The following is a 9,894-nucleotide window of genomic DNA, read 5'->3' on the forward strand; positions in this document are numbered from 1 at the left end:
CTTCTGCCATTTGTTTTCATCTAAAAAAACCAACTTCATCCTCTTTCCTCTATAAATTATTCTCTCTATCCTAACATAAGATCAACACGACCTAGGGGTCCCCGCTGAAGCCTGCTATTTGGTGGTGCTCTGCGCGGCAGCCAGTCTTCTCCCCAGTCAGACTCGACTGGTGCTCGACCCACGCTTTGGGTTAGAGGCGCCCCCGATCCTATGGGGCGGCTTGGTCGGGGATGCGGGTAGTAAAGAGTATCGCATCGTCAACACGTTAACTCGACCTCTTGAGGGGCTTCAGATAGAGCACAGCATCCAGTACCAATCCCAGCTTAACGAATACAAGGCAGCCATGCGGAGGCGTATGAGAGGAGCACCCATAGGGGATCCCATTGAGCGTCCTAAGCCCATCACACTCTACACCCACGACTGCACGATAAGTGCGATAGGACGAATCTTGAGTCGACAACCGGAGTGGGGGCTATTGCTCAAACCGGATGGGCTGGGGGATTTTCTACAGGCAGCGAGGGCTCGGCAGAGTAGGCGAGGGACCAATCTCCCCCAATGGTTGCGGCTGTACGATGGCTGTACCTTGAAGATCGAACGCGGGGCCACCGACCCTATCTTTGTGCGTTACCCGTCCGTCAGTATCGTGGGCGGGATCCAGATGTCTGTCCTCCGGGCATTCGGGAATAAGTTCGTAAACCTGGGCCTCAACCTCTGGCCCCGCTTCGCTTGGGCGAGGGTGCCGTTTGTGCTCCCGATAAGTGGGCCATTTCCACACCCCCAATGGATGCTGGCGGTTGTCTACCACCGCCTACAGAAATTCCCGCCGACGCAGCACAAGTTGGACAGGGAGGGGCAGGAGCTTTGGAATGAATGGGCTTGCAGGTTCATTGAGCCTATCCTTAGCCAGCCGGTCGACGTGATCCGGGTAATGCACGCCGAGACGAAAGAACGGGCGGCACGTATTGCCTTAGTGCTCCACTGGCTGGATGCAGCATGCTCCGGAGTGCCCCCTAGTGAAGCTATTCCTGCTAATACTTTGGGCAGAGGTATAGAGCTTGCCCTATGGCTACAGAGGCAGTCTGAGACCATCTTCTCTGAGGTATGTGGATCCATCTGCCAATAGACCTACGGTCGCCAACGCGGCCGCTGGGACGGGGACGGGTAGTGGATCCTTGGCATACGGAGAGAGGCTGCCACCACGCGGTGGATCCCACTCAGGCAGCGACTACAGAGTGACGACCGGTGACGAAGAGTGACGAACGGGTGACGAAACCTTCGTCACCCGCTCAAACCCGCTCCAGGTAAGGTTTTCAGCCGGTCGAGTGACGAAGTGACGAAAGTGACGAAAGATCTACTTCGTTTGGCTGTGGAAATCCCCGGCCGGCCGGAACGTCATGAGTGGCGAAGGGGATCCACCGCTGTTGTCACCACGGCTCATTCTTGGCCACCCCGCATGACGGTGGACGGGTAGTAGAGCCCAGTCTACGGGGAGACACTGCCGGCACGCAGTGGATCCCCTCAATCAGTGACCACAGAATGACCACGGGGTGACGAAGGGTGACGAACGGGTGACGAAACCTTCGTCACCAGCTCAAACCCGCTCCAGACAAGGGTTCCAGCCGCCAGAGTGACGAAGTGACGAAGGTGACGAAGAAGAGCGATACTTCTGTGCCCAGCCGGAGTGGTAGCCCTAGAGGAGGGTGACTGCTAGGGAGTGGATCCCTACTGTCCACCGCTCCAGGTGACTACAGGGTGACTACAGGGTGACTACAGGGTGACTACGCTGTAGTCACCCGCTCAAACCCGCGCGGGACAAGGGTTTCAGCCGCTCAGGTGACTAAGTGACTACGGGAACGAAAACAGGGATCCCAAAGCAGATGGGATCCCTGCAGCGCAAGTTGTCTTAGGGAGTGTCAGCGGCGGCTACGATATCACGGTGCCTTGGTAGGACGGCCTGGCGTTTGCGCGAGTTGCCGACCATGAGTCTGATTGACGCGCTGCTCCATGGACGCGGTAGCCTTTTGCGGCGGGCTTGTCATAGAGATCTAGCCCTATCCCGAATCGGGCGGCGGCCCGCTTGAACGCTTGCTGTTCCGCACTGGCCACGGGGTCGAAGCCGGATCCCAGTTTCTCGGAGCCTGTGGCGGATCGGCTTACTACCCCTTCATCCGTAGGGATCCGAATCGTGTAAGTCACGATTACCGTGTCTCCTACTGTGGTCACCACAGCCTCACCACTCCAGCCAGGGCAATGGGTGTCGAGGATCCGGTTGACGGTGAACCACTCCAGGTAGTCGATATCGACCGTTCCTTGGCGGCGGCGGCGGATGAGGCTTGGGTCTGTGGGCTGGTTTAGGACATCCCTGAGTTCCTGAAAGCTGTTCATGGTAGTTTTCCTAATGCAGCACGACGTTAGTGTTCTTGGACTGGTGTCTGTTGTGGGGATCCCTAGTTGGCGCTAGGGATCCCTTCTTCTTCCGATCAGCGGGCCAGATCCTTGGCGATGAAGCGATTGACTAGCTCGACTGTTGGGCGGTGGATCTTGATCTCCCAGTTCATGCCGTCAACCCGTTCAGCCTTGCGCGGCTTCAGGATCCCTGTGTCAGTGGCGCGATCGTAGTGGCGGTAGCCGTGGGTAATCAGCCAGGAGTAAACCCGTTCTGCGGATTCTTTGTCAGGGAAGCCAACGTACAGAATCACCTTCTGCGTGGCGTGGTTGCGGTTGTCGAAGAGCACACGCACCCGTGGAGATGGGGCGGATATGGCGATACCGACATCCAGATTGGTCAACTTGGAACGGAACACGATGCAGCCTCCTTGGAACAACGACTGATTGGGTAATCTCCCCTGGATCTGAGGGCCACCAGCGCTTCCGCCTTGCACCCCCATCTCCATGTCCTCAATATAACTCAGAGTAATACCAAAGTCAACCCAGTCTAATAGAAATATACGTGGAGGTATTATTAAACCTTGCCTGAATGCCTCAGGGTAATTGTAGGTGAGCTAGAGTAATAGAAGTATCCCTAGGATTCGTTATGGGGTAGAGGCGTGATTAAGTGGCGACTAAATGAGGTGATGGCGGCCAAGCGGATCCGTAACAAAGACTTGGCTGCGGCCCTTGGACTAACCGAAGTGTCGATCTACAAACTCCGCGGGGCTGACACGATGCCCCGACTTACTGAGGAGAGGCTGAACGGGATCTGTAAGGCCCTCCGCTGTCAGCCGGGTGACCTGCTGTGGTGGATCCCTGATGAGGAGGAATCCGATGAGTGAATTCCCGGTGTTCAGAAGCGGAGAGGAGTTCCTCCGCTACATGGAGCAACTGGTGGTGGATATCAGGGCGGGGCGAGTCGAAGATCCCCCGTACCACGCCATCTTCTTCTCCTGTCGGGCTGAGGCGGAGGAGTCCCTGCAACACTACCGCAATGAGGCGGCCCGCTTGGGATTTGCCCCTGAGCGAGTGGTGATGCTCAGGGATCCCGCTTCTGATCGCGTTAGCGGGACGGAGTCCTCTGCTTGGGTGGTACTAATACCACGCGATCAGGACGACGCTACTTTCGACGAACTGTGGGGGACTGGATGGGATAATTCTCTCCCCTTCTAGCGCGATCGCCCCTGGAGGCGTCCTTGGAGTGGGCCGTCAGCTGGGGATCCCTTTGTGACAGAACGGATCCTTCGTCACCTTCGTCACCTTCGTCACCCAATCGGCTGAAACCCTTGTGCAGAGCGGCTTTGGGGTGGTGACGAAGGTTTCGTCACCCGTCGTCACCTCATTCTCCGGTGGCATTCCTGTAGGTTGAGACCCCAGAGACGCGACGTCGCGTGGATCCCCAATGCCGCCGACCGGACGCATGACTACTACCGACGCGAGCCTATGCCGGCTTAGCTAGTCCGCAGAGAAGCCTGCCCTCTGGCGGTAATGGCGCTATAGGGATCCACGGGCGTTCAATCGACCTAGACAGATAGACCGCACTCCGGTTATGTCCATGACACATTAACAGCGACTCTGTAGTCACCGTAGTCACTTAGTCACCGGATGGGCCAAAAGCCTTGTCTAGAGCGGCTTTGGACGGGTGACTACCGCGTAGTCACCCGTAGTCACCTGTAGTCACCCGTCCCCTAGCACTGCACCCCGCCCTGACGGTGACGGGCTGTGGATCCCTTGTTCTGGCTCACAGTGACTACGCAGTGACTACCGGTGACTACCACGTAGTCACCCCCTCAAAGTCGCTCCTGATAAGGGTTTCAGGCTCTTGGGTGACTAAGTGACTACGGTGACTACAGGAAGAAGAGTGGATGACTTCAATGCAGGCTGAACCCCCAAAAGGTGCCAGTGCCAGGCAGGATCCCACCACCACCTGCCGGCTGCATGACTACCACCGGCCTAGACTTATGCCGGATTGGGCCCCTACTTGCAGACAAAAGATGTGGCTTAAATCAACATCAAATTCCAATGGTTAAGGCGTAGACGATAGACGTGGGAAGGCTTTGGGGATCTTTTCTCATTGGTTAAAATCCAAGAGAAGTAGGGATCCCATCCAGACTGGGATCCCCGCAGAAAACAATACAACCAAGTTGGAAGAACAACTATGCTAACCACCAGCGTACCACGATCCTCTGGCAAGTTTACCTACTCTTCCCCCAAGAATCCCTGCCCAGTCTGCGGGCGGACAAAAGACCGCGACTGCCGGTGGGACGAAGTCTGTCATTGCCGCACCTACGCCAAGGAGCACCTAGGAGTCGGAGAGGTCATCCGCGGTAGCGACGGCCAGCAATGGGCTTATCTGGGCGACAGTGACGGCGGCCGGTGGGCGATGTTTAAGCCGCATGAGGAGCGGCGCAAAGATGACTGGGATCCCAGGCTGACATCATTTAGTCGGCGGGCCAACAACAAGAACGGCAATGCGACCCCTGCTAAGCCGATCGCCGTTCAACCGGTAGCGGCCCCTGCACCATCCATCGCTCGGCCGACAGCGGCTCCCCCACCGGCCAAGAAGCCCCGCCCAAAAGGCCAGCAAGAATTCATCTATCGCGATGCGGATGGCCAACCGGTAATCAAGGTGCGCCGGACGGATTACGGCGATGGGAAGAAGGACATCTTCCAATTCCGCTACGAAAACGGGGACTGGGTCTCTGGCCTGAACGATCAAGTGACCAAGGTGACCAAGCGGGTACGGCTGTACCGGATTGCCGAAGCCAGAGAGTTATCCGAGAAGACCGGCCATCCTATCTTCTTGGTCGAGGGCGAGAGCTGCGTGGAGCGGCTGCTGGAGCTAGGGATCCCTGCAACCACGTCCATCGGGGGAGCCGGCAAGTGGACTGGCTACGGTTTCCCCAACTACTTACAAGACCTGCAGGGCTGCCGGATAATACTGTCACCCGATGCAGATCGCCCTGGCCTTGAGCACATGTTGGAAATCGAGCGTAGTCTACGCAGTGCCGGTATCGAGATAGCCGGCTGGCTGTTGGCGCCCCCAAATGCCCCTTGGGAGAACCTACCGAAAGACGGCGGACTGGATGTTGTCGATTGGCTGGAGAACGGGGCCACGGCTGAAGAGATCTTGGGTTCGATTCGAGTGGCCCTGCCGGCCCATCTGGCGGCTGACGATGAGATCGGGGATCTGGCGGCGGAGGTGGGCGAGCTGGCCCAACTGGATCGGGCTTCAGGCCTCACTCTGCTGCCAAAAGACCTAGATACGCCGCTTCGTCGGATTGCAGAAGGGCTGGGTCTACCCGTTGAGGCTTACTACTTAGTACTGCTCTGCGTTGCCGCTAGCCTCATCCCCAGCCAGACTCGGCTGGAGATCGACCCCCGCTTCCAGTTTGCGGTGCCCCCGATTCTGTGGGGTGGACTGGTGGGGGAAACAGGCTCCGGCAAAACTCACATCATCAACACCCTGACCCAGCCCCTCAAGGATCTTCAGGCGGAGTACAGCATCCGCTATCAGCACCAGCTTGAGGACTATAAGACGGCCCTACGGGAATATGAGAAGAGAAGGAAGAGCGAGGACGCAGGGGATCCCCCTGGACGGCCCAAGCCCGTCAGCCTCTACGCCTCCAACTACACGATGGAGGCGATAGGCCAGATCCTGAGCGATCAACCGGATCGAGGGCTGTTGGTCACTCCAGACGAGCTAGCGGTCTTCCTACAAAGCATGGATGCCTATCGGGGCGGCAAGGGGGCGGATCGCGCCCATTGGCTGAGCCTGTACAGCGGTGACGCCCTGAAGGTGGATCGCAAAACTTCCGACCAGATCTTTGTGCGATATACCTCCGTCAGCGTCGTAGGCGGCATCCAGCCGTCCATCCTCCAGAAGGCCTGGCAGGAGGACAAGAACCTTGGCGACGGGCTCTGGCCCCGCTTTGCTTGGGTGAGGGTGCCCCTTGTGCCTGACCCCGACACTCAAGATGGCCCCACCCATAACCCCAGCCGGCTGTTGGAGGCCGTCTATCGCCGGCTGCAGGCCCTCCCGCCGATGCGGCATGTACTGGACGGGGAAGGACGGCGGCTCTGGAACGAATGGAAGCGCGAACTCAATGAGCCCATCCTCAGCGAGCCCAATGAGCGGATCCGATCCTCGCTCCCCAAGACCAAAGAGCGGGCCGCTCGCATTGCTCTCATCCTCCACTGGCTGGATGCAGCCTGCACTGGAGTAACCCCCACCCAAGTCATCCCTGCTAGCACCCTGGCCAGAGCTATCCAGTTCACCCGCTGGCTACAGAATCAAACCAGACTTATCTACGGCGAACTAGGGGAGTCCAGCAGCCCAGAGGCCAGCCTTGTTCTCCGGTTTGTGGGACGCTTCAAAGGCTGTGGCCCCATTGCCCTGAAGCAATGCCGCAACTGGTGGTCAGGCCGGCGTAAACCCTCCATGAAAGAGATCCGGAGTTTTCTGGACAGCGTTGTGCAGATGGGGTACGCCCGCTGGGTGGATCCTACGCACATCGAGATTGTCCAACCCTATTCCGGTAGTCACGTAGTCACCCAAGAGCCTGAAAGCCTTGCACAGAGCGGCTTTGAGCCGGTGACTACGCGTAGTCACCCTGTAGTCACCGGTAGTCACCCTGTAGTCACCCCGTCGTCACCCCGTAGTCACTCGGTCGTCGCCCCCATGCAAGATAGTGAACCGACTCAGCCAGAGCTAGCGGATTATGCAAGCGGGCCGGAGGCGCCCCCCTTGCCTGGCCCAAGTGACGTAGAGGCCGTCCGGCCGGCCTCCAACGGGAAGCCCCCACAACGGGATCCCAACGACTTCGAGGAGCTGGAGCCGGAGCCGGTGCCCCTCCCTAACAATGGATCCCTCCAACCGGAGGTCGTTGACGCCCCTGTCACTATGCAGGACTGGAAGGCCCTGTTGGCCGCCTGTCGGGAAGCCGGAATGCTCTGGGGTACGGCGGTGGAGTTCATCGCGAGCACGACAGGGATCCCCGTAGAGAAGCTGGATCCCTCACGGGTAACGCGGGGACAGTATCAGCAGGTCATGGAGCGAGTAAAAAACTTCCGACGCCCCTAGCTCTGTGGATGGTGAGCCCCGCCATTCAGGACGGGGAAGGATAGCCGCCCCGTACCGCTTAGCGGTCGGAGTCGGGTAGTTTACTCGGTAGTCACCGCTGGCTGAACGGATCCCTGCCCATGCAGTGGATCCGCGCAAAAAGCCACCGCCACCTACCTGATCCCCTGAACTGGGCTCACGCTGGACAGTCGATTCGCCTTGTCATACAGGGATCGACCTAGACCAAACTTCGCTGCCGCCCGCCGGAAAGCCATGGCTTCCGCGTTCGATACGGGATCCCCGTAGCTGTCGCAATCCAGCAGTTCGCAGCCAGTCGCCTCGCGGCTGATCGAGCCGTCGGCTGTGCGGTCTACGGCCGAGGATCGCGTTGCCGCTACGCGGCGCTGTCGCGGTCGCGATAGCGGCACGGAGTGCATTCGCGTCAGCGGCGCGGAGCGCAAACTGCTGTGTCCCTCTGTGGATCCCTACAAACACCACAGGGGGAGCGGTTGCTCCCCCCGCAGTGGTAGTCAAAGGAGGTACCCCTGTTGGGGTCACCATTATCTTAGCAACCTCGGGCCGTAGGCCGATCTGGGGCCTCAACCTGCAGGTGGCGGGGATCCCTTCCAGTGCTGGACGGCTGTTATCAACTGCAAACAGCCCCCGACACGGCTACAGTCGGATCCGCAACTGCTGGGCCATATCCGCCACCATCACCACCTCTCCATGCAGCAGCGTCCCATCCAGTCCAACGACCACCAGCTTGGGGCCGTCGAAGGCCTCCGGCCCGCTGTCGCGAACAGAGCGGTACCCAAACTTCAGCACCGCCTTGGAAAAGTCGGGTTGGCCAGGCTGTTGACCGGCTGCAACTGCCGCCAGCCCACGCGCTATGGCGAACACCCAACTCCGATCGAGTAGGTAGCCTGGACAGTCGGCGGGGATCCCTAGCCGGGCCACCATCGAGTCTTCATCCAGGCCTAGGTTGGCCGCGATGGCCACCAGTTCCTTGTAGGCCGCCACGCCGAGATACCGGCTTGGCGGGGGATAGATGGCTTTGGCCGCCTCTCTGCTGGCGGCTGGAGGCGGAGGCGGAGGAGGTGGTGCAGGTTGGGCAGGCTGGGCCACCTCCAGCCTCTCTAGCCACTCGATAACCTGCAGAAAATGCCGCCAAGTAAGCCGGGAGGGATCCAGCTCCGCCGGTGGGATCCCGGTCGCCCATGCGATCACCCGCTGTGCCTCCCCCCAGCTCAGCCCCAACTCCAGGCAGGCATCCTGGAGGCTATCCCAGGCTTGCTCCGTGATCGGATCATCGTCACCCTCTGCGTCAGCGGCCGCCGGTTGAGCCAGGGCCGGACGGGAGGTGGGTTGGCCGGGTGCAGACGGGGCGCACACGGTGGATCCCCGACCGTAGGTCGGGGCTACCGCTGCTATCGCAGCGGATCCCTGCACCGGCCGGGAGGGGGCCGCCAGCCAGTCGAGCGGTACGCGCCGGCGGCTCCCACTAACCCAGACGAATGCCTCCCGCTCAGTTGTCCGCTCCAGCGTTGCTTCTCTCCCACGGAGCGATGGTGGGACAGGATCCTGCTCTAGGAAGCGTACCTGTTGACCGTTGACGGCCTGACGGCCGGAGATATCTACCGCGTTACGCACTTGAATGCCTAAAGTCGTTGGGACGTACTTTGGTCAGTTCTAGCCGAACGCTGTTTGCAACTGCAAACAGTACCCCTACTGCAGCGCTTCCGGTGGGCCAAACGGCGGCGGTGGCCCAGCTTTGTTGTTAGGGGATCCGTCCAGGCGGCGGCGGCAAGAGTGGATCCCACCGCATGGGCGGGGTAGGATCTGGACGCTGTTTTCAACTGCTAACGTCACAATGGTCTCTCCCATGGTGGGGGCGCGGATCCCCCCAGAACTGCACCATCAACTTCTGGAAGTAGCCGCGCGACTCCAGGTAACGCCATCTGAAGTTCTCGTGGCGGCCCTCAGGCAGTACCTGGAGAGGCTGCAAACACCTGTTAACAGCCCAGCGGTTGCAGGGATCCTCGACCGTCTGGAGCGTCTAGAACAGCGGGTCGAGGCGCTGGAATCGGCCGTTCGCGTCAGCGGGACGGAGTCCAATCGCGTCAGCGGGACGGAGTCCAATCACCATCGCGTCACGGAACAACAGCGCCCGGCAAACCCTCCCGCCGATCTGGATGCCCTCTCCGTGATGGAGCTGCGGCGGTTGGCTAGGCGAGTGATCGGGCCAGGCGGTGACAGGGATCCCACCACCGGCCGACATCTCCGGCGGGCGGATCTGTTGGCGGAACTACAGAGGATGCTTGGTCGGGCATGAGGAGTCTGTCGCCGGCAGAGGGATCCAAGGATTCGAATCCGGCCAAGTATCCCGAATACTCCAGATAATT

The 9,894-nt window shown here is 59.8% G+C and carries 8 protein-coding genes and 1 pseudogene; 5 read left to right on the forward strand and 4 right to left on the reverse strand.

The genetic code is table 11. From position 1 onward, the window contains the following. Positions 1 to 109 precede the first annotated feature (109 nt). A pseudogene (locus tag ACVWZJ_RS13880) lies at positions 110 to 1,123 on the forward strand (DUF3987 domain-containing protein); the annotation flags it as partial. 800 nt (positions 1,124 to 1,923) lie between these two features. Here ACVWZJ_RS13880 and ACVWZJ_RS13885 read toward each other — a convergent pair. Together ACVWZJ_RS13885 and ACVWZJ_RS13890 are read right to left on the reverse strand one after the other, a co-directional pair. Beyond that, a complete protein-coding gene (locus tag ACVWZJ_RS13885) occupies positions 1,924 to 2,385 on the reverse strand; it encodes a Rad52/Rad22 family DNA repair protein (RefSeq protein ID WP_457396447.1) in 462 nt (153 codons plus the stop codon). Between the two features lie 95 nt (positions 2,386 to 2,480). Beyond that, entirely contained in the window at positions 2,481 to 2,804 is a 324-nt protein-coding gene (locus ACVWZJ_RS13890) for a hypothetical protein (protein WP_457396449.1), read from the reverse strand. 267 nt (positions 2,805 to 3,071) lie between these two features. On the opposite strand from ACVWZJ_RS13890, the gene ACVWZJ_RS13895 reads away from it, so the two are divergent. From ACVWZJ_RS13895 to ACVWZJ_RS13905, 3 genes are all read left to right on the forward strand, one after another. Then, positions 3,072 to 3,272, forward strand: coding sequence for a helix-turn-helix domain-containing protein (locus ACVWZJ_RS13895; protein ID WP_457396459.1), 201 nt, complete (start codon positions 3,072 to 3,074; stop codon positions 3,270 to 3,272). Further along, positions 3,265 to 3,603: a hypothetical protein gene (locus ACVWZJ_RS13900; RefSeq protein WP_457396450.1), complete on the forward strand. Its 339-nt coding sequence runs from the start codon at positions 3,265 to 3,267 to the stop codon at positions 3,601 to 3,603. The genes ACVWZJ_RS13895 and ACVWZJ_RS13900 overlap by 8 nt, the downstream gene beginning before the upstream one ends. Positions 3,604 to 4,588: 985 nt before the next feature. After that, entirely contained in the window at positions 4,589 to 7,513 is a 2,925-nt protein-coding gene (locus ACVWZJ_RS13905; RefSeq protein WP_457396452.1) for a DUF3987 domain-containing protein, read from the forward strand. Between the two features lie 651 nt (positions 7,514 to 8,164). On the opposite strand, the gene ACVWZJ_RS13910 is transcribed toward ACVWZJ_RS13905, so the two are convergent. Then, on the reverse strand, positions 8,165 to 9,142 hold the full coding sequence (locus ACVWZJ_RS13910; RefSeq protein ID WP_457396454.1) for a hypothetical protein: 978 nt from the start codon (positions 9,140 to 9,142) through the stop codon (positions 8,165 to 8,167). A 75-nt stretch (positions 9,143 to 9,217) separates the two neighbouring features. Further along, positions 9,218 to 9,361, reverse strand: a complete 144-nt coding sequence (locus ACVWZJ_RS13915; RefSeq protein WP_457396456.1) for a hypothetical protein — start codon at positions 9,359 to 9,361, stop codon at positions 9,218 to 9,220. Position 9,362: 1 nt separating this feature from the next. Here ACVWZJ_RS13915 and ACVWZJ_RS13920 point away from each other — a divergent pair, with 1 nt between their 5' ends. Continuing rightward, a complete protein-coding gene (locus tag ACVWZJ_RS13920; protein WP_457396457.1) occupies positions 9,363 to 9,824 on the forward strand; it encodes a hypothetical protein in 462 nt (153 codons plus the stop codon). Positions 9,825 to 9,894: the final 70 nt, after the last annotated feature.

The organism is Thermostichus sp. OS-CIW-29, from assembly GCF_054058195.1.

Coding starts and splice junctions, on each gene's coding strand:
- ACVWZJ_RS13885 (WP_457396447.1), bottom strand. CDS start 2,385: ATGAACAGCTTTCAGGAACTCAGGGATGTCCTAAACCAGCCCACAGAC.
- ACVWZJ_RS13900 (WP_457396450.1), top strand. CDS start 3,265: ATGAGTGAATTCCCGGTGTTCAGAAGCGGAGAGGAGTTCCTCCGCTAC.
- ACVWZJ_RS13905 (WP_457396452.1), top strand. CDS start 4,589: ATGCTAACCACCAGCGTACCACGATCCTCTGGCAAGTTTACCTACTCT.
- ACVWZJ_RS13920 (WP_457396457.1), top strand. CDS start 9,363: ATGGTCTCTCCCATGGTGGGGGCGCGGATCCCCCCAGAACTGCACCAT.